Origin of the sequence: Bacillus sp. B1(2022) (genome assembly GCF_040259625.1) — a bacterium.
Classification (GTDB): domain Bacteria; phylum Bacillota; class Bacilli; order Bacillales; family Bacillaceae; genus Bacillus; species Bacillus velezensis.
The window spans coordinates 121,371-145,838 of the sequence record NZ_JANIFO010000007.1 but is presented as its reverse complement, the minus strand read 5'-3'; the positions used below and the strand labels follow the sequence as shown (position 1 = coordinate 145,838).

At 47.5% G+C, this 24,468-nt stretch carries 25 protein-coding genes; 5 read left to right on the top strand and 20 right to left on the bottom strand.

Annotated elements, in window-relative coordinates:
- Nucleotides 1–18 precede the first annotated feature (18 nt).
- Nucleotides 19–3,357, bottom strand: a complete 3,339-nt coding sequence (gene dnaE, locus NQS30_RS13855) for a DNA polymerase III subunit alpha (protein ID WP_043021561.1) — start codon at nucleotides 3,355–3,357, stop codon at nucleotides 19–21.
- Nucleotides 3,358–3,499: 142 nt separating this feature from the next.
- Here dnaE and ytrH point away from each other — a divergent pair, with 142 nt between their 5' ends.
- The 3 genes from ytrH to NQS30_RS13840 all read left to right on the top strand — a co-directional run bounded on the left by ytrH (nucleotide 3,500) and on the right by NQS30_RS13840 (nucleotide 4,638).
- Nucleotides 3,500–3,841, top strand: coding sequence for a sporulation membrane protein YtrH (ytrH, locus tag NQS30_RS13850; RefSeq protein WP_003152438.1), 342 nt, complete (start codon nucleotides 3,500–3,502; stop codon nucleotides 3,839–3,841).
- A complete protein-coding gene (ytrI, locus tag NQS30_RS13845; RefSeq protein WP_007408062.1) occupies nucleotides 3,838–4,341 on the top strand; it encodes a sporulation membrane protein YtrI in 504 nt (167 codons plus the stop codon). Before ytrH ends, ytrI begins: the two co-directional genes overlap by 4 nt.
- A gap of 105 nt (nucleotides 4,342–4,446) precedes the next feature.
- Nucleotides 4,447–4,638: a YtzJ family protein gene (locus NQS30_RS13840; RefSeq protein WP_007408061.1), complete on the top strand. Its 192-nt coding sequence runs from the start codon at nucleotides 4,447–4,449 to the stop codon at nucleotides 4,636–4,638.
- Between the two features lie 17 nt (nucleotides 4,639–4,655).
- On the opposite strand, the gene NQS30_RS13835 is transcribed toward NQS30_RS13840, so the two are convergent.
- Nucleotides 4,656–5,597, bottom strand: a complete 942-nt coding sequence (locus tag NQS30_RS13835; protein WP_003152435.1) for a DHH family phosphoesterase — start codon at nucleotides 5,595–5,597, stop codon at nucleotides 4,656–4,658.
- A 116-nt stretch (nucleotides 5,598–5,713) separates the two neighbouring features.
- Between NQS30_RS13835 and NQS30_RS13830 the strand changes: the two genes are divergently transcribed.
- Nucleotides 5,714–6,016, top strand: a complete 303-nt coding sequence (locus NQS30_RS13830; protein ID WP_012118174.1) for a YtpI family protein — start codon at nucleotides 5,714–5,716, stop codon at nucleotides 6,014–6,016.
- Between the two features lie 28 nt (nucleotides 6,017–6,044).
- Here NQS30_RS13830 and NQS30_RS13825 read toward each other — a convergent pair whose 3' ends face one another.
- The 14 genes from NQS30_RS13825 to sppA all read right to left on the bottom strand — a co-directional run bounded on the left by NQS30_RS13825 (nucleotide 6,045) and on the right by sppA (nucleotide 18,600).
- Nucleotides 6,045–7,361: a CBS domain-containing protein gene (locus tag NQS30_RS13825; protein ID WP_012118175.1), complete on the bottom strand. Its 1,317-nt coding sequence runs from the start codon at nucleotides 7,359–7,361 to the stop codon at nucleotides 6,045–6,047.
- A gap of 138 nt (nucleotides 7,362–7,499) precedes the next feature.
- A complete protein-coding gene (locus NQS30_RS13820) occupies nucleotides 7,500–8,186 on the bottom strand; it encodes a metal-dependent hydrolase (RefSeq protein WP_007408057.1) in 687 nt (228 codons plus the stop codon).
- Between the two features lie 60 nt (nucleotides 8,187–8,246).
- Nucleotides 8,247–9,014 carry an SDR family oxidoreductase gene (locus NQS30_RS13815; protein ID WP_043021560.1) on the bottom strand — a complete coding sequence of 256 codons (768 nt, stop codon included), beginning with the start codon at nucleotides 9,012–9,014 and terminating at the stop codon, nucleotides 8,247–8,249.
- Nucleotides 9,015–9,151: 137 nt separating this feature from the next.
- Nucleotides 9,152–9,280, bottom strand: coding sequence for a hypothetical protein (locus NQS30_RS13810; RefSeq protein WP_007408056.1), 129 nt, complete (start codon nucleotides 9,278–9,280; stop codon nucleotides 9,152–9,154).
- Nucleotides 9,281–9,353: 73 nt separating this feature from the next.
- Nucleotides 9,354–10,730 (bottom strand): argininosuccinate lyase, encoded by a 1,377-nt coding sequence (gene argH / locus NQS30_RS13805; protein ID WP_003152429.1) that lies wholly within the window; start codon nucleotides 10,728–10,730, stop codon nucleotides 9,354–9,356.
- The gene (locus NQS30_RS13800) at nucleotides 10,727–11,938 is read right to left on the bottom strand and encodes an argininosuccinate synthase (RefSeq protein WP_043021559.1); all 1,212 of its coding nucleotides are present in this window, start codon (nucleotides 11,936–11,938) and stop codon (nucleotides 10,727–10,729) included. Before NQS30_RS13800 ends, argH begins: the two co-directional genes overlap by 4 nt.
- 152 nt (nucleotides 11,939–12,090) lie before the next feature.
- Nucleotides 12,091–12,603, bottom strand: a complete 513-nt coding sequence (locus NQS30_RS13795; protein WP_061581281.1) for a MogA/MoaB family molybdenum cofactor biosynthesis protein — start codon at nucleotides 12,601–12,603, stop codon at nucleotides 12,091–12,093.
- Nucleotides 12,604–12,702: 99 nt separating this feature from the next.
- Nucleotides 12,703–13,890, bottom strand: coding sequence for an acetate kinase (locus NQS30_RS13790; protein WP_007408053.1), 1,188 nt, complete (start codon nucleotides 13,888–13,890; stop codon nucleotides 12,703–12,705).
- 310 nt (nucleotides 13,891–14,200) lie between these two features.
- On the bottom strand, nucleotides 14,201–15,187 hold the full coding sequence (locus NQS30_RS13785; protein WP_007408051.1) for a class I SAM-dependent methyltransferase: 987 nt from the start codon (nucleotides 15,185–15,187) through the stop codon (nucleotides 14,201–14,203).
- A 61-nt stretch (nucleotides 15,188–15,248) separates the two neighbouring features.
- Entirely contained in the window at nucleotides 15,249–15,752 is a 504-nt protein-coding gene (gene tpx, locus NQS30_RS13780) for a thiol peroxidase (protein ID WP_218791320.1), read from the bottom strand.
- Between the two features lie 115 nt (nucleotides 15,753–15,867).
- Nucleotides 15,868–16,308: a GerW family sporulation protein gene (ytfJ, locus tag NQS30_RS13775; protein ID WP_003152423.1), complete on the bottom strand. Its 441-nt coding sequence runs from the start codon at nucleotides 16,306–16,308 to the stop codon at nucleotides 15,868–15,870.
- Between the two features lie 12 nt (nucleotides 16,309–16,320).
- Complete coding sequence (locus tag NQS30_RS13770) at nucleotides 16,321–17,010, bottom strand: DUF2953 domain-containing protein (RefSeq protein ID WP_007408049.1); 690 nt, start codon at nucleotides 17,008–17,010, stop codon at nucleotides 16,321–16,323.
- A gap of 77 nt (nucleotides 17,011–17,087) precedes the next feature.
- Nucleotides 17,088–17,579, bottom strand: coding sequence for an RDD family protein (locus tag NQS30_RS13765; RefSeq protein WP_007408048.1), 492 nt, complete (start codon nucleotides 17,577–17,579; stop codon nucleotides 17,088–17,090).
- A gap of 13 nt (nucleotides 17,580–17,592) precedes the next feature.
- Entirely contained in the window at nucleotides 17,593–18,600 is a 1,008-nt protein-coding gene (gene sppA / locus NQS30_RS13760) for a signal peptide peptidase SppA (RefSeq protein WP_003152419.1), read from the bottom strand.
- A 181-nt stretch (nucleotides 18,601–18,781) separates the two neighbouring features.
- On the opposite strand from sppA, the gene NQS30_RS13755 reads away from it, so the two are divergent.
- A complete protein-coding gene (locus tag NQS30_RS13755; protein ID WP_025285105.1) occupies nucleotides 18,782–19,588 on the top strand; it encodes an NAD kinase in 807 nt (268 codons plus the stop codon).
- A 16-nt stretch (nucleotides 19,589–19,604) separates the two neighbouring features.
- Here the strand turns inward: NQS30_RS13755 and NQS30_RS13750 are convergent, their stop codons facing one another.
- The 4 genes from NQS30_RS13750 to thiI form a co-directional block, all read right to left on the bottom strand.
- On the bottom strand, nucleotides 19,605–21,200 hold the full coding sequence (locus NQS30_RS13750) for an amidohydrolase (protein WP_218791321.1): 1,596 nt from the start codon (nucleotides 21,198–21,200) through the stop codon (nucleotides 19,605–19,607).
- Between the two features lie 23 nt (nucleotides 21,201–21,223).
- A complete protein-coding gene (gene mbcS / locus NQS30_RS13745) occupies nucleotides 21,224–22,810 on the bottom strand; it encodes an acyl-CoA synthetase MbcS (RefSeq protein WP_124692780.1) in 1,587 nt (528 codons plus the stop codon).
- Between the two features lie 148 nt (nucleotides 22,811–22,958).
- Nucleotides 22,959–23,180: an alpha/beta-type small acid-soluble spore protein gene (locus NQS30_RS13740; protein WP_007408043.1), complete on the bottom strand. Its 222-nt coding sequence runs from the start codon at nucleotides 23,178–23,180 to the stop codon at nucleotides 22,959–22,961.
- Nucleotides 23,181–23,260: 80 nt separating this feature from the next.
- Complete coding sequence (gene thiI / locus NQS30_RS13735; RefSeq protein WP_032871699.1) at nucleotides 23,261–24,466, bottom strand: tRNA uracil 4-sulfurtransferase ThiI; 1,206 nt, start codon at nucleotides 24,464–24,466, stop codon at nucleotides 23,261–23,263.
- Nucleotides 24,467–24,468 lie beyond the last annotated feature (2 nt).

Sequence of the window (24,468 nt, the reverse complement as noted above, 5' to 3'; positions counted from 1 at the left end):
AAACGATTATTGTTACCACTATTTTAACACGACGTTTTCGCGGCCCAGCAGCTCTTTTAAACGGTATAACGCCTGATGGTCCGCCTGAATATGAAAAGTATCCGGCAGCCTGATCGTCTGCTTGTCTTTTTCATAATAAAGATAAACGCCGGTTTCCCCTTTATGCTCCAGTAAAATACGCTTCATCTTTTCCAAAAACTCCTGATTGTGCCGGCTGCCTTCGATTTTGATGTAAACAGACGGCGCTCTGTCTGCCTCCGTCTGCTCAAGAAGAGAGGCGGATGACATGATGAATTGTGTCTTCTCCTGACGCTCTTCCATTTTTCCGGCGGCGAATAAAAGCGCGCCTTCTTCTAACAGCGGAGACAGCCTTCTATATTGGTCAGGAAACACGACGGCTTCCATTTCTCCCGTTTCATCGCTTAATGTGAGAAACGCCATATGCTGACCTGTCTTTGTCCGAATCGTTTTAATGCCCGCGAGCAAAGCGCCGATTGACAGCTGCCCCTTCGGCATCTGCCGCGCTGCTGTGATCGCTTGCGCCCCCCGTTTTTTCAGGAGATCCCTGAAAGCAGACAAAGGATGGCTTGAGAAATAAACACCGAGAGCTTCTTTTTCGAACCGAAGCTTGTCCACGAGCGGAAATTCCTCAGCCTCTACATATTTTGGCTTAATGGAGAACGATTCTTCCAAAAACAATCCCATTTGGTCATCGTCTGCACGAAAAAGTTCAGCGTGCTCTAAAGCCACATCAACGGAGGCCAGCAAGGCGGCGCGATTTTGATTGAATTCGTCCATGGCGCCAGAAAATATAAGGGCTTCGATGGTTTTCCGATTCACGCTTTTTGCGGGTACGCGAAAGCAGAAATCGAAAAGATCCTCGAACGGTTTATGTGTTCTTGCTTTATAAATATCTTTCACTGCCGAGACGCCTACGTTTTTAACGGCCCGCAAACTGTATCTGACGGCTCCGTTTTCCGGCGCAAACGGAAAACCGCTTTTGTTTATTGACGGCGGAAGGACTTGAATCCCGCTCCCCTTCGCTTCATGCAGATATTGCGATATTTTGTCCTCATTGCCGATGACGCTCGTCAACAGCCCGCACATAAAATATAACGGATAATGCGCTTTTAAATAGGCGAGCTGATAGCCGATCATGCTGTATGCGACAGCATGGCTTCTGTTGAATCCGTAGTTAGCGAATTTTACAATCAGATCGTAGACCTCGTTTGCAGTGACTACAGAATACTCCTTTTTTAAGCACCCTTCAACAAAATGGCTTCGTTCTCTGTCCAGAATGTCCTTTTGCTTTTTGCTGACAGCCCGTCTGAGCAGATCCGCTTCACCTAATGAAAACCCTGCCATGCGCGAGGCGATCATCATTATCTGTTCTTGATAGACGATGACGCCGTAAGTGTCACTGAGAATATTTCTTACATCCTCGTGCGGCACTTCCACACGCGCCCGCCCGTGCTTCCGGTCGATAAATAACGGAATATTTTCCATCGGTCCCGGCCTGTAAAGCGCGTTAACCGCGACAATGTCTTCCAGTCTTGACGGCTTCAGGCGCTTCAGCACGTTTCTCATTCCTGATGATTCCAGCTGGAAAATACCCGTCGTATCACCGTTTGACAATAGCGAGAACGTTTTTTCATCCTGATAAGAAATCTCGGAAAAATCAATTTTCGTATTCGTCTCTTTTTCAATCATCGTTTTAATGGATTCAATAAGCGTAAGGTTGCGCAAACCTAAAAAGTCCATTTTTAAAAGACCGAGATCTTCCAAGTGATCCATCGCATACTGCGTTAAATACACGCCGTCATGCCCTTCTTGAAGAGGGACAACTTCCGAAAGCGGCTCTTTACTGAGAACGACCCCCGCCGCGTGTGTTGACGTGTGCCGCGGAAGACCTTCAATTTTCCTTGCGATCTGAAACACTTTATGAAGAACGGCGGATTCGGACAGCCTCCTGTTCAGCTGAGCGGACTGCCGCCTCGCTTCATCAAGCGTCATTCCCGGTTTTGACGGAATCAGGCGGGCAAGCTGGTCGGCTTCTTTCGGGCTGATTCCGAACACTCTCCCGGTATCCCTTAACGCCGCCTTTGCGGCCAATGTCCCGAAGGTGATAATCTGGGCGACGTGCATGGCCCCGTACTTATTTTGTACATACTGAATGACCTCATCCCTTCTCGTGTCAGGGAAATCGATATCAATATCCGGCATGCTGATCCGCTCGGGATTAAGAAATCTCTCAAACAGCAGAGAATGTTTAAGCGGATCCACGTCGGTAATGAAAAGGGAGTAAGCGACAAGCGAGCCTGCCGCGGACCCCCTTCCCGGGCCTGTCACAATGCCCTTTTCATGCGCGTACTTCATAAAGTCCCATACGATGAGAAAATAATCACTGAATTTCATGCGCCTGATGACGTCCAGCTCGTATTCAAGCCGGCGGACAGCGCGCTCATCAGGAGTGCCGAAACGGAGGCGCAGCCCCTCATGACAGATCTCCGCCAAATAGTCATCGGCTGATTTGCCGTCCGGCGCCGGAAAAGACGGAAGCTGTGTCTGTCCGAGGCTGACATCGACCCGGCATTGCCGGGCGATACGCGCGGCTGCTTCAATCGCTTCCGGATGCCGCGTGTAAAGCTCTGCCATTTCTTCAGGCGTCCTCAAGTATAAGTCCGGCAGATTCCCGCTCTGATCCTCCCACTTCTCTCCGGCTTTAATAGCGCACAGACAGCGGTACGCATCTTGATCTTCTTTCTTGATATAACGGACATCCCCCGCAGCGCAGACAGCGATTTCCGTCTCGGCTGACAGGCGGAGAATCTCTTCTGATAACGTCTCATGTCCTTTAAACGGCTGGTACCCTAAATAAAAACGGCCGTCTCCGAACAGCTCCCGGAATCCTTCGGCAGCCCGGACCGCTTCTTCAAACTTCCCGGCTTGAAGCAGGCTTTCAATGTAGCCGTTTTCACCGGGCGTAATGGCGATCAGCCCCTCATGATAGCTCTTCATCCATTTTCGCTTCATGCCGCCCTTTGCCATGGATTGCAGCGCACTTGAGATTTTCACCAGGTTCTGATATCCGGTGTTTGTCTCTGCTAAAAGAATGAGCGGATGTGCTTCAAGCTCCGTATCGTCCGTGTATATAGAAGCCGTCAGACCGATAATCGGCTTAATTCCGTTTGATTTGCATGCTTTATAAAACTCAATGGCGCCGTACATCACATTTTCGTCCGTCAGCGCCAATGATGAATATCCGAGTTCCTTCGCTTGTGTAACAAGCTCTTTTACAGAAGCGGCGCTGTTTAACAGACTGTAGCCGCTATGTACTTGCAGGTGAACAAAAGACAATGCCGCCACTCCTTTCCCATACGTTCATTTTGCCTTTCTACATTATAAGACGGGTTTTCTTAAGAAACAAATGTTCTTTTTTGACTCATCATCATACTTGTCCGTTTCGCTCAATATGATAGAAAAGTGAGGTGGTGTATATATGGATCAGGAAGCCGGATTTATGGCGAATTTCATCAGCAGTTATTTTATCGCCCTCGGTGTGTTGCTCGGCGGCGCGCTGATCGGCGGCCTCGGAGCTTATTTATCAGGCGAGCCTCCGCTGACGGCGATCACAAAATTGGCGAACAGGCTGAAGATCTGGGCGCTTGTCGCGGCGATCGGGGGAACATTTGACGCGGTATACAGTTTCGAGCGGGGGCTGTTTGAAGGCAACACGCGCGACATTTTCAAACAGCTTCTTTTAATTATTTCAGCAATGGGCGGCGCGCAGACCGGCTGGCTGATTATTTCATGGCTGACCCAGGAGAATATGTCATCATGAGAATTCCCGAGTATTATAAAAAACCGGGATGGCAGCGTTTTTTCGCGGGAATGATGTGCGGAGCCATCGTCAGCTGGCTGTTCTTTCTGTTTACATACGGAACGTTTCAGGAAGAACAAGTGACGTTAATTGAAAAGCAGCGTGAGCACGCGCGGGATTTAAAAAACCAAATCTCCATCTATCAGAAGGATCTTCATAAATTAAATGAGGATAATAAGCAAAGACTTCTCATCCAAAGTGTTGATGTGAAGCTGATCAATGGGGAAAAATACAGAATCGCCCAGCCTGACAAGATGAAATTTGAGGAACAAGTGAAAGATAATATTTCTGAAGTCATCACAAAAGATATTGAAAGCGTGTATAAAACAAAGGAGCTTTTAAAACGGACGATCGAAAACAAAATATACACCATAAATGAGAAGGAATTTAAAGCTGAAGTAAAGGAACTGACGATTTATACGAGATTGTCTGTCGAAATTCATATTTCTTTTGCGACGTAATTATGTCATTTTTAAAAATTTTCCATAGATCTGTCGCTTTTTTCTCCGCTTTTTTATAAACTGTAGATGAGACATTTTCAATGATTCTGAAGGGAGGAAGGGAAAATGGAGGTTTTTAGTGAACGACGCTTGGCAAAAGATCATGCAGCCCGAATCAGACAAGGCTATTCCGCATATGCAGAAACAGACACACTCGCTTCCCTCATAAAAAAAGAACTCCAAATCTGTAATCTCCGCGTCTACGAAGACCTGACTGATTTCGGCTGCTGGTTCATCCCCGTGACAGATGAACACTAAGAAAGAGGGTCTCCCCTCTACTTGTGTTCGTTACATACCTCTTCCAGATCAGCAAGAATCTGATCGGTTTCATCCCAGCTGAAGATGGATGCGCCGGCCGCAAGCGGATGTCCGCCGCCATTGTATTTCCGGGCAATTCCGTTGATGACCGGACCTTTTGAACGGAACCGGACTCTGATTTGATCGTCTTCTTCTACGAAAAACACCCAAGCGCGGATACCCGAAATATTTCCGAGTGTTCCGACAAGCTGCGACGCTTCAGAAGCGGTGGTTCCATATGTCTCCAAAATGTCTTTTTTAATGAACACGGAAGCGACGCCGTTTTCAGACAGTGACACATTTTGATAAATAAAGCCGTTAAGCTTCACCACATTTAATTTTGTTTCATACAATTGATTGAACAGCTCTGACGATGAAAATGGGAACTCAATGAGCTCTCCCGCGTATTTTAATGTCTTTTTTGTGGTGTTCGGGAATAAGAAGCGCCCCGTATCACCGACGATACCCGCGTAGATCAGCTCAGCTGCTTTCGTATTCAGTTTCCAGCCGTGCTGCTTTCCTTCCAGGTACAGCTCATAGATCATTTCGCTTACGGAGCTTGCATTCGTATCGACCCATAACAGATCGCCATACGGATCTTCATTTGGATGGTGGTCTATTTTCATGAGCTTTGCGCCGGAATGGTAGCGCTGATCGTCGACCCTGCCTTGGTTTGCGGTGTCGCACACGATGACAAGAGCATCTTTATAGGTTTCGTCATCCACCTCATCGAGGGAATATAAAAAAGACAAGGACGGCTCAGGCTGTCCGACGGCAAAAATATTTTTTTCGGGATACGTTTCCCGCAGGATTTCCGTAAGGCCGCACTGTGAACCGTAGGCGTCCGGGTCAGGCCTCACATGTCTATGTAAGATAATGGTGTCATATAATGATATGGTTCTGATCAGTTCGGATTTCATCGCTTTCTCCTTTTCGTTTTTATTCATTTAATCATACTCTTTATCCATGGAAAAGGAAAATCTTTCAGCAACGGTATAAACGGTTTTGCAAACTCATATAATGGAGGATTTCATTTATGCTGGTTTTTGTTTTTCTCATCGGGCTTTCTGCCTGCTTTTACGTGTATTACAAAGTAAAAGGAATCCAGACGAAACGGGCGCTGGAGAAAGAATGTTTTTCGGCTAAATCAAGTATGGCATTAGGCGCGCTGGTGTTTTTGTACGGAGTAAACCAAATGATTCTGTTTCACTCCGTCCTGACTCTGGTCATCGGCGGCGTCTTCATTTTAATCGGAGCAGGCAGCGCATGGGCCGGGTATAGAGCCTATAAGCATTATGAGCCCATCCATGCAAAGGAAGCGGAGAGGGACCACGCATAATGAATGCCAAGGGACCCGTGTGCGTCCCTTAACTTCTCTCCATCAGCTGCACCATGAGCATCGCTTTTGAAACGATGCCGCTTTGGCTTGACACTTCCACTTCCATTTTCCCGAATTTCCGGCCCGCCTCTAAAATGCGCGGTTTCACTTCAATGACCGACTCCATCTGTACGGGCTTCAGGAAGAAAATCGTAATGCTTTCAATGACCAGCTCGCCGCGTTTGCGGGAGCGTAAAAATCGGCTGGCGGCCTGGGTTAAAATCGTCGTAAACACCCCGTAAGAAATCGTGCCGAGCTGATTGGTCATTTGCGGCGTGACTTCATATTGATAAACGGCCGGCGTTTTGTCATCTTCGTCTTCTTTAAATCCCCTTGAAACAATATCATCCAGCTTTTCCCCGACCTGAGGCTGCTTTTGAACCATTTGAAGCGCTTTTAAGACATCCTGGCGGCTGATCATTCCGATCAATTTGTGATGCCCGTCTGTCACCGGAAGCACTTCAATTCCTTCCCAAACCATCATTTGAGCCGCTGAGGCGACAGATGTTTTCCCGATCACCGTGACAGGGTTTTTGGTCATTACTTTTTCAATCGGAACTGACCGGTCATGCCCCGCGATATCTTTCGATGTGAGGATTCCGTGGATTTTCATCTGCTGATCGATCACCGGGAAGCGGCCGTGTCCGGTTTCATAGTTTTTTTCGTACCATTTCTCCAGCTTATCCTTAGGGGACAGCGTCACTGTCCGATCTGCGGGCGTCAAAATGTCTTCCACGAGCACAATCTCTTTTTTTATGAGCTGATCATAGATCGCCCGGTTGATCATCGCGGCTACCGTAAAGGTATCGTAGCTCGTGGAGAGAATCGGAAGCTCAAGCATATCGGCCAGCTCGATAATGCTGTCGTCGGTATTAAACCCTCCCGTTACCAAAACAGCCGCGCCCGCTTCAAGCGCCTGGCGGTGGGCGTTGATTCGGTTCCCGACGATTAACAGGTTCCCCGCCGCCGTATAACGCATCATCGCGTCAAGCTCCATCGCGCCGATCACAAACTTATTCAACGTTTTATGCAGACCGGCTTTTCCGCCGAGCACCTGGCCGTCTATCACATTGACGACCTCGGCGTATGTCAGCTTTTCAATATTTTCTTTTTTCTTCTGTTCAATCCGGATGGTCCCCACACGTTCAATAGTGGAAACGAATCCTTTGTTTTCGGCTTCCTTAATGGCTCTGTAAGCCGTTCCTTCACTGACTTTCATTTCTTTCGCAATTCTTCTGACCGAAATTTTTTCACCGACAGGAAGCGAATCTATGTATGATAGGATTTGTTCATGCTTTGTTGCCAAGCGTTTCACCTCTAAGGACAGTCTTCTGCTTTTATTATAAGGGTACGGGGGATTCATTCGCAATGAGACGCCCGAAAAAAGGCGGCATCACAAAAAGACCTTCTGAATGCTTGATTCAGAAGGTCTTTGACACATATGTCAGGCAAGCTCAATGGTCTCGCCGACCGCCATGACTTTGCCGACGCCTCCGGGCAGACTTTCAGCGAAAGCGTCAGGGTCCTGTTCAATGACAGGAAATGTATTGTAATGAACGGGAACGACCTGTTTCGCTCTCAGCCATTCAGCCGCGAGTTTCGCATCTTCAGGGCCCATGGTGAAGTTATCACCGATCGGCAGAAACGCCAGGTCAATGTGATTCAGTTCCCCGATCAGTTTCATATCAGAGAACAGCGCCGTGTCCCCGGCGTGGAAAATCGTTTTGCCGTCAATCGTCAATAAAATCCCGGCCGGCATCCCCGTGTACGTAATGGTTTTGTTTTCTTCATCAGTGACCGCCGATCCGTGGAATGCCTGTGTCAGTTTCACTTTACCGAAATCAAATTGGCGCGCCCCTCCGATATGCATCGGGTGGACCTTTAAACCTTTAAAGCCGAGATAAACGGCCAGCTCATTCGGCGCAATGACGAGCGCATCGTTTTGTTTAGCGATCTGCTCTGTATCTCCGACATGGTCATTGTGTCCGTGAGTAAGCAGGATGACATCCGCTTTCACTTCTTCCGGTTTCAAATTTGTCAGACTGTTTCCGGTCAGAAACGGATCAAAAATAATGTTATGGGTTTTCGTTTCCACTTGAATGACAGAATGTCCGTGATAAGTCACTTTCATCGTTTTCACCTCATAAAAAATTAATATTTATCAAGTTCCCTTTTTGACAAACGAAAAAACTTACAGGGATTGATGCCTGTTAATCACATTCAGCCCGCCTGTTGCTTCAATGATCGTTCCGGTTACAAGATCGGAATCATCTTCACATAAAAAGGCGATGATTCTCGCAATGTCCTCTCCGGTTCCGGACCTGCCGATCGGCGTCTTTTCTTTGCCGATTTTCCGTCTTGCTTCCTCTATAGACGCTTCTTTCATATCTCCTACAATATCACCCGGGCAGACCATATTGGCCGTAATGCCTGATTCAGCTTCTTCAATCGCAATGGTTTTCGTTAACGAAGCCAACCCGACTTTAGCCGCTCCGAAAGCGGAACGGTGAAGCCAGCCGGGGGCATGGTCCGCTCCTTGAAAACCGTATGTAATAATCCGGCCGAACCGCTGCTGTCTCATGACCGGGATAACCGCTTTAAACAGATGGAAAACGGCGCTTAAATTCCCTTCAAGCATGTCATACCATTCGTCATCGGAGTAATCGGCAAGCTTTTTGCGCTCAAATATGTACGGTCCGGCATTGTTAATCAGTATGTCAATCCTTCCAAACCGCTGAAGGGCTGCATCGGCGATCCGCTTGAGATCTTCTTTCCGGGTTACATCGCCCTTAACGAATTGCAATCTGTCATGGCACCCGGGATAATCCGCCTTCAGACAGGCGACCGCTTCTTCGTCTTGTCTGTAATTCACTGTGACAGAAAAGCCTTTTTCCAGAAGCATTTCAGTCACTTTTCGGCCCAATCCCTTTGTACCGGCAGTGATTAGAGCATGTCGCACATTGAATACCCTCCCCAGGCAACGTTGCCGCTTCAATAAAATCAAGACGTTTCTCCCTCTACTTTACTATAAACAAACGGCAATATCACTTTTTTGCACTTCGTCCGCACGAAAAAAAAGCCGTCTTTACAGACAGCTTAATTTTCTGAAGGAGCAGAGGCTTCCTCCATGCCGACATAACCGCTTTCGTATGCCTCTGAGATGAGCCTGGCCGTTTCTTCACTTTCTTTTTCATCATAGATGTAACGGTCTTGTTCTTTGCGCATTCCTTCTACCTCCCATCTTTATAGATGTAGGGTGTCTGATATGACGGGAAAATATGAAGGAAATTTCAGCAAATTAAATACCGGCGCAGGCTTTTGCTTTTACGAGCGCCTGTTCTACCTGCTGAAAACCCGTTCCGCCGGCGCTCATTCTTTTTTCAACCGCATGATGCGGATCGAGCACGGTATAGATGTCTTCTTCAAAGAGACTGCTGGCTTGAAGGAATTCTTCAAATGCCATATCACTTAAATAGATTCCTTTTTCAATGCAGCTGTACACAAGCTTGCCGACCACTTCATGCGCTTCTCTGAACGGCATGCCTTTTTTAGCTAAATAATCGGCAAGTTCCGTCGCGTTTGAAAAATCTTGTTTTGTCGCTTGTTTCATGATGTCCTTGTTTACTTTCATCGTTTCAATCATGCCCGTGAAAATCTGAAGGCTTCCTTCAACGGTTTTCACCGTGTCAAACATGCCTTCTTTATCTTCCTGCAGGTCTTTGTTGTAAGCGAGCGGGAGCCCTTTCATAATCGTGAAAAGCCCCATCATATCACCGTATACGCGTCCGGTTTTACCGCGGATCAGCTCCGCCATGTCGGGGTTTTTCTTCTGCGGCATCATGCTGCTTCCCGTCGCATACGTATCATCCAGTTCAATGAATCTGAATTCCTGCGAGCACCATAGAATGATTTCTTCTGATAAACGCGAAAGGTGCATCATCAGCATGCTGCTGCCGCTTAAAAACTCGAGAATAAAATCTCTGTCACTGACTCCGTCAAGACTGTTCTCATAAATGGAGTCAAAACCGAGCAGCTCCGCCGAATAGTTACGGTCTATCGGAAACGTGGTTCCGGCAAGCGCCCCGCATCCGAGCGGCGATATGTTAATCCGTTTCATAGCATCGCGAAAACGCTCTTTATCCCGTTCAAGCATCCAAAAATAAGCAAGCAGATGGTGGGCGAAAGAAATCGGCTGAGCCCGCTGCAAATGGGTGTACCCCGGCAGAATGGTCTCGACATTGGCCTCCGCTTTTTCGATCAGCGCTTTTTGGAACTGTTCAATCAGCACGATGATATGTGAGACATGATCTTTCAAATACAAATGCATGTCGGTCGCCACCTGGTCATTCCGGCTTCTGCCGGTATGGAGCTTGCCGCCTAGCGGTCCGATTTCTTCGATCAGCATTTTTTCAATATTCAAATGGATATCTTCATAATCAACAGAGAATTCAAGCGTTCCTTCCTCTGCTTTTTGCAGGAGGGTCTGCAGCCCCTGTCGGATGGCGCCTTCTTCTTCTTCCGTCAGAATGCCGCATTTTTTCAGCATTGCCGCATGAGCGAGAGACCCTGTAATATCCTCTTTGACTAAGTTTTGGTCGAATGTGATGGATGCGCCGAACTCATCGACCCACTTTTCCGGTGTTTTTTGAAAACGGCCTCCCCAAAGCTTCTTCATGCTTCAATCTGCTCCTTCTTTTTCACAATGCTGTTTACTTTTGTCGGCAGCCCCCAAAGCTCAATGAAACCGATTGCCGCGTGATGGTCAAAAGCATCGTCTTTTGTATATGTCGCAAGTTTTTCGTCGTAGAGTGAATATTCCGACTTACGTCCTTCTACAATGGCATGGCCTTTAAACAGCTTGACGCGCACGACGCCGGTGACGTGTTTTTGGGTTTCTTTCAGGAATGCAAGCAGCGCGTCTTTTAACGGCGAGAACCATAAACCGTTATAGATGATTTCAGACAGTTTTTGTTCAATTGCCGGTTTGAAATGGGCCACTTCTTTCACTAAAGTCAGATCCTCAAGCTCTTTGTGAGCCGTAATCAAAGTCATGGCGCCCGGGCACTCATAAACTTCACGGGACTTAATGCCGACCAGGCGGTTTTCCACATGGTCAATCCGGCCGATGCCGTGTTTTCCGGCAGTCTCGTTCAGCTTGAGAATTAAATCAGCGAGCGGGTAGGTTACGCCGTCGATTGAAACCGGAACACCGGCTTCAAATGCGATTTCGATGATTTCCGGAACGTCCGGCGTGTTTTCAAGAGATGCTGTCAGGTCATATGCCCCTTCAGGCGGCGCCGCCCACGGGTCTTCTAATATACCGCATTCATTGGCGCGTCCCCATAGGTTCTGGTCGATGGAATACGGGCTGTCAAGATTGATCGGAATCGGTATGCCGCGGCTTGCGGCATATTCAATTTCTTCTTCACGCGACCATTGCCACTCACGGACCGGAGCAATGACCTCCAGATCAGGATTTAATGATTTAATGGATACTTCGAAACGCACCTGATCGTTGCCTTTTCCCGTGCAGCCGTGCGCTACAGCCACCGCGTTTTCCTTTTCCGCGACTTCAACGAGTTTTTTCGCGATCAACGGACGGGATAGTGCAGATACGAGCGGATACTTGCCTTCATACATTGTATGGGCCTGCATAGAAATGAGCGCGTACTCCCGGGCGAATTCTTCTTTCGCATCAATCACATAGGAATTTACGGCGCCTACTTCCAGCGCTTTTTGCTGAACGAATGCCAAATCCTTTCCTTCCCCTACGTCTAAACAGCAGGCAACAACATCGTATCCCTGTTCTTGCAGCCATTTTATCGCTACAGAAGTATCAAGACCTCCTGAGTATGCCAATACAACCTTTTTTTGTTTTGCCATGTTAAAAGCTCCCTTTTGTATAAAAATTAGTTTTAATTAATAAAAATGCATTTTGTATGTATACACTGTAACAAGTAAATTCTGTTTTTTCAAGCCTTTTATAAAAAAAACCCCACCCAATTTTTCGAGCGGAGCAGAGCCTTTTTATACATTTATAAATCTTTTCGGATTTCCCGGAGCACATGAGGCAGTTCAGGAATAATCAGTTTACTCATTGCAAGCTTTACGGCGCCTGAGGAGCCGGGCGTGCAGAAGACTGCGGTATTTTGGACCACACCCGCTGCCGCTCTGGACAAAATGGCGGCGGAACCGATGTCCTCCGTATAGCTCAGCATGCGGAACAGCTCGCCGAATCCCGGGAGTTCTTTTGAAAACAGCGGCGTGACCGCTTCAATTGTGACATCCCTTTCGGCAATGCCCGTCCCTCCGTTTAACAGCACCGCATCTGTATATTCATCCATACAGCCGGATAAAACGGCTTTCTGCAATTCATCTTTTTCATCTTTAACAATGTCATAAGCGACCGTTTCAAATCCCGCTTCCCTGAGGAAGTCCATCATGACGCGCCCGCTCTTGTCGGTTTCTTTCGTTCTCGTGTCGCTGACTGTGATCACCTTGCAGCGCACGGCTGACGGGGCTTCTTGTTTATGTTCATGCACACTCATTGCTTCACCTCATCGTTTATGTATTAAACATATCGTAACGTTTGATTCTGGGGCATTCAATAAAAAAGCACACCCTAAAGGATGTGCTTTTTTCGATCATTACTGTGCAAGGCGGACAACGTCGCGTGCGATCATGACCTCTTCGTCAGTCGGAATGATCATGACTTTGACAGGAGAGTGAGGGTAGCTGATAAACGCTTCCTCGCCGCGCACGTTGTTCAGCGCAGGATCCCAATATACACCCATGAATTCTAAGCCGCGAAGCACGCGTTCTCTGACTTCAACGCTGTTTTCACCGATACCCGCAGTGAAAATAATCGCGTCAACGCCGCTCATTCTCGCAGCGTAAGAACCGATGTATTTATGGATTCTGCTTGCAAACACTTCAAGAGCCGTTTCCGCTCTTTCGTTTCCTTCTTTTGAAGCTTCTACGATATCGCGAAGGTCGCTGGAGAAACCGGATACGCCAAGCAGTCCGCTCTTTTTATTTAACGTATTTAATACTTCATCTGCCGTCTGATCCGTTTTTTCCATAATGTACGGAATCAATGCAGGGTCGATGTTTCCTGAACGTGTTCCCATCGCGACACCCGCAAGCGGTGTGAAGCCCATTGACGTATCAATGGATTTTCCGCCTTCTACCGCCGCGATACTTGCGCCGTTACCGAGGTGACAGGAAATCAGACGCAAATCTTCAAGCGGGCGGCCGAGAAGCTCAGCTGCACGCTGTGTCACGTATTTATGAGATGTGCCGTGGAAACCGTATTTGCGAATGCCGTATTTCTCGTAGTATTCGTACGGTAGGCTGTACAGGTAGGATTGTTCAGGCATCGTTTGGTGGAACGCCGTATCAAACACTGCAACCGCAGGCACATTCGGAAGCACTTCTTTAAAGGCTTTAATGCCGACGATGTTAGCCGGGTTGTGAAGCGGCGCTAGTTCTGAAATCTCTTCAATCTCACGGATTGTTTCATCCGTAAGCAAAACAGAATCGCTGAATTTTTCTCCGCCGTGAACCACACGGTGGCCGATTCCGTCAATTTCATTTAGATCCTTTATAATACCGAATTCAGTCAGCTTGTGAAGCAGCATCTTCACCGCAACCGCATGATCCGGAATATCTGTCACTTCTGTATTTTTTTCGCCGTTAACAGAGATTGTGAAAACGCTGTCGGCGATACCGATCCGTTCTACTAAACCTTTTGTTAGCACCTTTTCTGAAGGCATTTCGAATAACTGAAATTTTAAAGATGAGCTTCCTGCGTTAATTGCAATAATTTTAGACATAAATGACGCTCCTATCAAAATTCTTCTTCGTTTGTTCGTTCTTTTTTCCCAGACCATAACTGCAGTCCAAAAAATATCTGACTTTTCCATTTAAACATTGTCAACTCAGCATTTCAAGTCAACATCCACATTGGTACCGCTTACAATATGAAGTCGATATTTTCTGATAAATTTCATTTGTGCCAAATGGACGGCACGGTCTTACGGAATGTTATTTTCTTTCCTTAATTTGTGTTATCGTCCTGATTTCCATTCATTTTAAAAAGCAAAAGCAGCGCGGGATTTTGCATCTCACACTGCTTTTTTGCCATTATTTTTCTTTTTGAATCCATTGATCCAATTTTGCCGTCATCTCCCGCATCGCCTGCTGGTTCGCAAAAGAAGGAAGATTCGCCAAAAGCGCTTGTTTCGGCGGCTTTGCGTCTTCGCCTTTTTTCTGCAAGATTAAAATGCTCTTTGCCTGCGCTTCGTCTTTAAACATAGTAGCCGGCAGCTGAAGAAGGGCGTTGATATACACTTTTTCCGCAAAAAACCGCTTCAGTTTATCGCTTTGCGCGCTGTCAAACAGATGGTTCGGAATCATAAAAAATAAGTATCCGCCCGGTTTTGTATGTTTGACGCTCTGCTCAATAAATAAGTGGTGAGCGAAAGAGTGGCCTTCATCCGCTTTCAGCTCAAACGCTTCAGCGCCTTCGTCATTCGGATAGTAGCCGACCGGCAAATCGCAGATGACCGCATCGGCCGGCTCGATAAATAACGGCTGAAGACTGTCCTGGCAGAACAGCTCCATTTCTTTTTCCTGCAGATTCGCCTGAGCATAAGCGATCTTCAGAAGGACATCGTCGATTTCAATGCCGAAGCTTTTTGCCGCTTTGTCAGAAAGCTGGTTTGCCGCGGTCAGCAGAAGATTTCCGGTGCCGCAGGCGGGGTCCAGCAATGTCAGGCCTTTTCGGCCGCCCGTAAATTTATTCACGAGGTAACTGATGAAAATGCCGATCGTATCAGGCGTCATCTGTCTGTTCGGATGGGACTTATCTTTCAGCCCTTTTAAAATGGCGAGCTGGAACGCCTTGCGGATCCATTCATGCTCCCATTTTCTGAAGTCTGCTTTCGCAAGCAGGCTGTTAAGCTCGCCGGTTTGCTTTTCCTGAAGCGGAAGCTGGTCGGCCTTTTCAAGAAAATACATTTCTCCCGCTTCCGCAAGCCCCTCAATATAAGAAATCTGAAGGCCTTCTGCTATCACTTGGGCGGCTTCATCTAAAAGTTCATAAATCTGACCGACATGGTCGTGTTGCATGCTGTTTCCTCCTTGCCATGAAAAGAGCTCCGCGGCAGCACCCGGAGCTCTTTTTCTCTCTTTACTTGATTAACGCTTTTGCAGCTTCGATAGGCTTTTCATAATTCGGGTGGTTTGTCGCTTCACTTACGTATTCCGCGTAAACGACTTTTCCGTCCTGATCAAGGACGAATACGGAACGCGCCAAAAGACGAAGTTCTTTGATGTGAACACCGAATGCTTCACCAAATGACATCTCTTTATGATCCGATAATGTTTCAACTTTATCAATTCCGTTCGCTCCGCACCAGCGCGCTTGTGCAAACGGAAGGTCGGCGCTGATTGTATAAACGTTCACATCACCGAGTTTTGCGGCTTCTTCGTTGAAGCGGCGTGTCTGCGCGTCACATACGCCTGTGTCAATGGAAGGAATGACGGATATGATCGTTACTTTCCCTTTCATATCTGCTAATGTCTTCTCTTCTAATCCGTTTGTCAGAACCGTGAAGTCAGGAGCTTGGTCCCCCGGTTTCACTTCTTGTCCGATCAGCGTCACGGCTCCGCTTTTAAATGTAATTTCAGCCATTCTGATTCCTCCCTTTATCTATGTATAGCTCTATCATAGTCGAGTTTTATGCAAACTGCAAAGGTTATGCCGCATCGTAAAAAAAGCTAACTGCGGGCGGCAGTTAACTTTTCTGTTATAAATCGATATCCGTTCTTTTTTGGTTCCGGCCTTTTTCATTCTTTTTAAACATATGCTGGATGCGTTCAATCGTTTGAGGCGCGGAGTCTAACAGTTTATCAATCAGATGGGTGTTTTCGTCTAAATGAAGCATGCGCACGCCGTTTGTTCCGACAATCAGAAACGCAATCGGCGTAATGGATACTCCGCCGCCGCTTCCGCCGCCGAACGGGAGCTTCTGCTCTTTTCTTTCATCATCATCGGTTCTTTTTTCAGCCGGCTTTCCTCCAAACTCGCTTCCGCCCGCCGCAAATCCGAAGCCGACCTTTGAAACCGTTAAGATTACGCTGCCGTCAGGCGTTTCAACAGGATCGCCGATGATTGTATTCACGTCAATCATTTCTTTTAAATTTTCCATAGCGGTTTTCATTAAACCTTGAATGGGATGGTCTGCCATATGCGCTCCTCCTTAAACTGATGAATCATTCTTTGAAGCAACCGGAACCGGCTGTTTCTTTCGTATGATAGAAAGTCCGTTCCGCCCGTATTTGAGCAATTTGAAAGCTGCACCTATAAGATGTCCAAAACGAAAAAAGAATATACACTGCAAATGCGTCTTGGATGCAGGCACTTGAAAAGACGGAATGACTTCGCACACCGGTTTATGTATGAAACGCAGATGATCATACAGCATCGCCGTAAGTCCTCCCTTTACGGCCCACAATCCGCCGGCGGCGATTCCCGTAACGGCGGCGTCCTTTATTCCGATAACCGTCACCCATTCGAACTTCGTAACACGGACTCCCGCAAGAAATGAAGCGGCGATTTGGCGCATCTGAAAGACTTGGTGCAGAATCATTTCTATTCTGTGAATGCTCTGTTTGACATCTTCATATGTGATTTTTTTCTTCTCTTTTTTCTGACCTTTCATTTCTGATTTTGTGTCCTGTTTGACATCAATTGACGCGTCTTCGCTGTTTACTTTAATGACGGGCAGCGTTTTTTTAATACGGATCAGCCCGTATAAGGCCGAGATTTTAAACGTCAGTTTGTCGTTATCTTTATCGTGAAGATATTCGAAAGTCAGGTGGATTTTCATCCTCATGAGCAGCCAGGCCAAAATGAGAATGAGAATAACAGCTGCTGCGGCATATCCCATAAGCTTCACTTCCTTAGCAGCATTATCGCCAAAACCAAAAAAAATAAACCCGGACGTTTATTCCGGGTTTACTGCTTTTATTTGCGGTACAGCGCTTCGTGAATCACCGTTGTGTCGGCGATCAGATCATGAATGCCCTGCTTTTTGGGCGTAAACGCAATGACGATATAGAGAATCCAGATTTTATCGATATAACGCCCCACCGCTTCTCTGAAAATGACGGTGCTCCAAGTCAGCGGCTTTCCGGGCGTCAAAGAAGTGACCTTTAACCCGAAGACCATCTTGCCGAGTGTCTGATGAAACCATTTCGTCATGAACACAAAATAGGCGAGGTAGACGATCAGGGTTGTGACGGAATAAGCTGAGATTGTAAACATTCCGCTTGTTGCCGGGAGCTTCATCAGCGTGAAAATCGGTGAAACGATGAGATGGTTAAGTCCCCAGACCACCAGCCAATCAAGAAGAAACGCCCAAAACCTGATCCAAAAGCCCGCATATGCCTGCTCGGGCGCCCTCTGTTGTTCGGCTTCCTCTTCTTTGCCGTGAAAGCCTTCGTAAGTCGCGTCCATTCTTTCTTCCCCCCTACTTTGCATAGAGATACATCATCCGCGGCGAACCGGATTGCGAAATGAGTTCTTTCATATTCAGAAAATCAATTTCGCTTTTAAACATTTTCGCTGCGCTCATGGAAAAGAGCGAGCCTAATCCGAATCCTTCCTCGTATGTGATGACTGAAGCGTTTTTCATATTTTTATGGTCCTTTTTCATCGCGCTGATCGTGTCATCGTAAAAACCGAGCTCATCAACGAGGCCGATTTTTTTCGCTTGTCTGCCGTCGTAAACACGGCCGTCGGCAATTTTTTTCACATCCGCTTTTGACATGTGCCGGCCTTTTGAAATGACATTGACAAATCCTTCATAAGAATCGTTGACCATTGTCTGCATGATCTTTCTTTCTTCCTTCGTCATGTCGCGGGTCGGGGACATGATGTCTTTATGCGCGCCGCTTTTAATGGTTTCAAACTTGATGCCGAGTTCATCGGCGAGCTTGGAATAATTGACGCTTTCCATGATGACGCCCAGTGAACCCGTGAGCGTTTCCGGTGAAGCATAGATTTTATCGGCGGCCGTTGAAATATAGTAGCCTCCCGATGCCGCCATGGAACCCATGGATACATAAATCGGTTTCTTCGTTTCTTTCTTTAGTTCTTCCAGTTTTTTATGTATTTCCGCGCTTTCGTACACGCCTCCGCCAGGAGAATTGATTTTCAGCACAATTCCTTTGACGCTTTTGTCTTCTTTCGCACGCTCAACCTGTTTTAAAAATGATCTGTGATCATACCCGCCTGAGCTGAGCAGACCAGCGGACCCGCCGTTATCCTCAATCGTGCCGTCCACTTCAAGCACGGCGATTTTACTGCCGGGGCTGCCCTTATCCAGCGTCACTTCCTCTGTGTCATCTGTCAGTGATGCAAAGTCAGACCCTGTATCTCCGATATTCTTCAGCACCCCGACGGTCACACTTGCAATGACTGATACGCCGAAAATGCCGAGCGCGATGACGAGCGCAATCCATCTTTTTGCATTCATTTGTTCTCCTCCTTTTCTGTCAATATTCGTACGTTCCCCCGTAAAAAAAGATTCATTTTTTTCATGAAGCGCTTTCCCTTAACGGATAAACAGGAAACATGTTACACTATTGCCACAGGTATTTTAACACAATACCTGCTGGGAGAAAAACGTAAATATGACAGCAAAGGGGAATGGGGATATGACCGATCTTCGCCGCAATGTTTATTTTTTTCACAAACAAAACAACGAAACAAAAGAACAAGTCAGCTCTTTGAAGCAGCTTGCTGAATCGCACGGTTTTACAGTTGCGGCTCAACCGGAGGATGCCGGAATTATCGCCAGCATCGGCAGCGACGGCTCATTTCTGCAAGCCGTCAGAAAAACCGGATTCCGTGATGACTGCCTGTATGTCGGCATCGCTAAAAAAGGGAAAGCCCATTTGTACTGTGATTTTCACAGCGATGAGCCTGAAAAAATGGCGGCCAGCATGACCGCGGAACAGCTTGAGGTCAGAAAATACCCGCTCATTCACGTAACGGTGGACGGCAGCAATCATTTTCACTGTTTAAACGAGGTTTCCATCCGTTCAAGCATTATTAAAACGTTTGTGATGGATGTGTTAATTGATGATCTTCATTTTGAGACGTTCAGAGGAGACGGGATGATCATTTCCACCCCGACGGGCAGCACCGCCTACAATAAATCTGTTTCAGGCGCCGTTGTTGATCCTTTGATTTCCTGCATGCAGGTATCCGAACTGGCATCGTTGAACAACAACACATACCGTACACTCGGATCTTCGTTTATTTTAAGCTCAGACCGGAAGCTGACACTGCAGGTGGTGCAAGACGGCAATGAGCATCCGATTATCGGGCTTGATAATGAAGCGCTCAGCACGCGGAATGTCAAAAAGGTTGAGATTAGACTATCCGATAAAAAAATCAAAACGGTGAAACTGAAAGACAACTCTTTCTGGGAAAAAGTAAAACGATCATTTTTATCATAAAAAAAGAGGACGGGCATCACTGCCTGTCCTCTTTTTCATATACGATACGGCCGACGACGACGGTTTTGACCGCTTCCAATTCATGAAGCTTTTTCGGGTCCGTCCTGAACGGATCACCGCTGAGTACGGTAAAGTCGGCATCATAGCCGGGGGCGATCCGTCCGCGGCTATGTTCTTTATGGATGATGGCCGCGCTTCCCTCCGTGTAAAGCTGAATGGCTTCGTACACGGTCAGACACTCTTTTTCATAATAGGCCGGACCTTCCGGGTGCTGCTTGCTCGTACGGAGCACAGCCGATTGAATGCCCAGAAGCGGATCGGCCGGCTCAATCGGGGCATCTGAACCTCCGGCGCACAGCAGCCCTTTTGACAGCAGTGTTTTCCAGGCGAAAGCCGTTTTCATCCGCTCTTCTCCGAGCCTGTCAATCACCCACGGAAAATCACTGGCCACAAAATGCGGCTGAAGATCAAGTCCGATCGGCAGCCGGGCGGCTCTTTCAATCAATCCGTCATCTAATACTTGCGCATGAATGAGCCGGTCAAGCTGTCCGGGCTTTGCCGGGTATCTTTCGATAACATCCAGCACCTTTTCAAATGCAAGGTCGCCAATCGCGTGCACGGCGATCTCCATCCCTTTCTCTCTCGCTTTATAAACAAGAGCGGCAAGGGTTTCGTCATCATGCACCTGAACGCCGGAAACAGACGGATCATCATGGTAAGCCTTTTTCAATAGAGCGGTTCTACCTCCGAGCGCGCCGTCAGCAAAAATTTTCATCGCTCCGTATTCCAGATAAGGTCCGGTCGATTTATCCAGAGCGCTCCAGCTGTCGACGGCTTCGTGATGTACGAGCAGATGGGCGCGAAAAGGATAAAGGCCGCTGCCGGTTAATGACTCGTACGCGGCAACGGGAACGGACGCGTCTCCGTAGTATGCCAGATCTTCTGAATGCCCGCCGGTCAGGCCTTTTGACCAGCAGTCCGTAATCGCCGTTTGAAGCGCGCGTTTGACATAGTGAAGTGAGACGGGCGGCAGGGCCTGTGTCACAAGCTCTTGGGCTTTATCCAGCAGGAGGCCTGTCGGACCGGTGCCGTCCCGGACGATAATCCCGCCGTTTGGATCAGGTGTTTCGTTTGTAATTCCCGCCGCGCGCAATGCGGCTGAATTAACCGCGGCGGCGTGCCGGCATACCCGCTTCAGCAGGACGGGGCGGTCGGGAAAGAGCGGGTCAAGGTCATGCTTCGTGACGTAAACCGGCCGCTCAAACAGATTTTCATCCCAACCTTCGCCGATCAGCCATTCGCCATCTTCCAATTCACACTCTGCTTCTTTTGCGGCCCGCAGTATCGCTTCTTTTGACGTCAGCTGCGACAAATCGAGGCGAAGCTGTTTTTCCCCGTGTCCGATTAAATGCATATGACTGTCCGTAAACCCCGGGAACATCACAGCTCCATGTAAATCGATTTCCTCCGTATCAGGCGCACCGTATGTTCCTTGGAGCTCCCGGAAGCTGCCCGTCTGCCTGACGACGCCTTCTTCGGTATAAACGGCTTCAGTGACATGATTCTTGTCCAGCATTGTATAGATGGTGCCGCCGTGCCAAATCGCTTTCATCCCCGCTCACCCTTTATCCTGTATTATGCTTTTTTATCAGCCTTCAGCCGTTCTTCACGCTGTCTCAGCTCCACACGTCTGATTTTTGCGGACGCCGTTTTCGGCAGGCTTTCGACAAACTCAATTTCTCTCGGATATTTGTAAGGCGCCGTAATCGTTTTTACGTGGTTTTGCAGTTCTTTGACAAGTTCGTCACTGCGCTTTTCATCGTCTTGTAAAACGACATAAGCTTTTACGATTGAACCTCTGATTTCATCCGGGCTCGCCACGACGGCACATTCTTTCACTTCCGGATGCTTCACGAGCGCGTCCTCTACTTCAAAAGGCCCGATTGTATATCCGGAGCTGACGATAATGTCATCATTGCGGCTCTCAAACCAAAAGTAGCCGTCTTCGTCTTTTTTCGCGCGGTCTCCTGTAAGAAAATAATCTCCGCGAATCTGCTTTTTCGTTCTTTCGGGATCTTTATAATATTCCTTGAATAAGGCCGGTGTGCTCAAATGCACGGCGATATCGCCCGTTTCGCCTGTTTCGCATATTTCGCCTTTATCGTTTATAATCTCCACTTGATTTCCAGGGGTCGGTTTGCCCATGCTTCCCGGCTTAATATCCATGTCCTTCAGGACGCCGACTAACAGGGTGCTCTCCGTTTGGCCGTATCCGTCCCTCACTTTAATGCCGAAATGCTTCCGGAATACGTCAATGACTTCCCGGTTTAATGGCTCACCCGCAGAAACTGCGCTGTGAAGGGCAGAAAGATCATATTTGTCCAACTCCTCCACTTTTGCCATCAGGCGGTATTCCGTCGGGGTACAGCAGAAGACATTTACTTGATGGCGCTCCAGCAGCTCTAAATACGTCTTGGCGTTGAATCTGCCGTGATAAATGACTCCTGTCGCGCCGCTTCCCAGAATTGCGAGCAGCGGGCTCCACACCCATTTCTGCCAGCCGGGCGCCGCGGTGGCCCACACTGTATCGTCTTCAGAAATATCCAGCCATGCACCCGCTGATGTTTTTAAATGGGCAAAGGCCCAGCCGTGTGTATGTACAACGCCTTTAGGCTGGCCGGTCGTGCCTGAAGTATAGGACAAAAACGCCATGTCTTCTCTTGTTGTATCAGCTGTTTGAAAACTGTCTCCGTCCGCTTCAATCGTTAGGAGGTTTTTCCAGCCGGCATTATTTTCACCGATTGACAATGTCACCAGCTGCTCGGTATTCACCTCGTCAAACGCGTTTATAAATGAAGGATAAACGATAGCGCCTTTCACTTCGGCGTGTTTGATCCGGTATTCAAGGTCTTTGGCGCGCAGCATTTCCGAGCAAGGAATGACGACCATCCCCGCTTTTAAGATCGCTAAATAAACGGCATACGCTTCAAGCACTCTCGGAACCATGACAATCAGCTTATCGCCTTTTTCAAATCCGAGACCTTTCAGGCGGGCTCCGATTTTATTCGTTTCTTCCATCAATTTTTCATACGTCCAGACTTTCTTGCCGCCTGTTTGATCTTCCCAAATAAGCGCGTTCTTCTCTTTGGAACGGCTGAACTTTTCGATTTCATTTACAAGGTTATAGTTCTTTGGGGCGATTAAATCTTCTCGTTTTAACACGAACAACTCCTCACTTTCTTTCCCCATTATACATAAACATAGGCCATTACAATAAAAATATGCATAAATTGCTTCCCGCCTTCTATCTATACTCATGAAAAAAGAGCGGGGAATTCCCCGCTCTCTTAGCCATTATGTGAAGTTGTGATTAAAACTGCTGCTGGCTGCTTCCGCCCATGCTTTGCTGAGCAAAAGAGACAAGACGTTTTGTGATTTCTCCACCGACAGAACCGTTGGCGCGAGAAGTTGTTTCCGGTCCAAGGTTTACACCGAATTCAGAAGCGATTTCATACTTCATTTGGTCGATAGCTTGAGCAGCGCCTGGCACTAAAAGCTGGTTGCTGTTTCCGCTGTTTGATTGTTGTGACATGTGTATCACCTCCTTGTGAGTATAGAATGTGATAAAACACATATCTTCATTCAAAAAAACTTTGGTAATTGTATACAGTTTTAAAACAGGCCGGCAAACTTATCGTGAGCTTCCTGCTCCGAGTAAACAGTGATGGTTTCGATGCCGGCAGCGGCCTCTGCAATCAGCGGTTCAAAATCAACGAAGCTTTCGAAGTGCTCGATTTTTTCTTTTTTCGGGCGTGTTTTCGGACTTGGCGGCGTAAAGATGGTGCAGCAGTCCTCAAACGGCTGAATGCTTGTTTCATAAGTGCCGATTTCTTTTGATTTCTCGATGATTTCTGTTTTGTCCATTCCGATTAAAGGGCGCAAAATCGGCGTTGCCGTCACCGCATTGATCGCATACATGCTTTCAAGCGTCTGGCTCGCTACCTGCCCGAGGCTTTCTCCCGTAATGATCGCGAGCGCTTTCCGTTCTTCTCTGATTCTGTCCGCGATTTGCAGCATAAGACGCCGCGTCGCCGTCATCGTATAGTTCTCCGGGATTTGTTTTTGGATGAGTTCCTGCGTCTTTGTAAACGGCACGATATGAAGTGTCATACTGCCGCCGAACTTCGCGAGGCATCCCGCGAGATCCATGACTTTCTGCTTTGCCCGTTCACTCGTATACGGCGGACTGAAGAAATGTACCGCTTCAACTGATAATCCCCGTTTCATCGCGTAAAAACCGGCGACCGGACTGTCAAAACCGCCGGAAAGCATCAGCATCGCTTTACCCGCGGAACCGACAGGAAGGCCTCCGGCGCCTTTTTCGTTACGAATGGTCAGGAACGTCGCTTCCTCCCTGATTTCAATCCGAAGCGGAATATCGGGATTTCTCACATCGACGGTTAATCCATCCGTGTTTTTCAAAATATGGCCGCCGATTTCAGCGTTCATCGCATTCGTATCTAATTCAAACTGTTTGTAAGCCCGTTTGGTCTCGACCTTAAACGTATTCCCCGGTTTATATTCGCCTTCTATCGCGGCTAAAGCCGTTTTTTTAATGTCTTCCAGCTTGCTTTCGCATTTAATTGCGAGACTAAAGCTTTGAATGCCGAATATATTCTTTAATAAGGAACAAATTTCCTCCGGGTTTTCTCCATTAAGTGTAATTGACATCCGGTCCCGGTTTGAAAAGTATTTTACTTTTTTATAATCCTTTAATACCAGGCGGATATTCTGTTTTAATCTTTCAATAAAACTGCGTCTGTTTTTTCCTTTTGTGGATATTTCACCAAAACGGATTAAAATATGATCGTAATTCATAT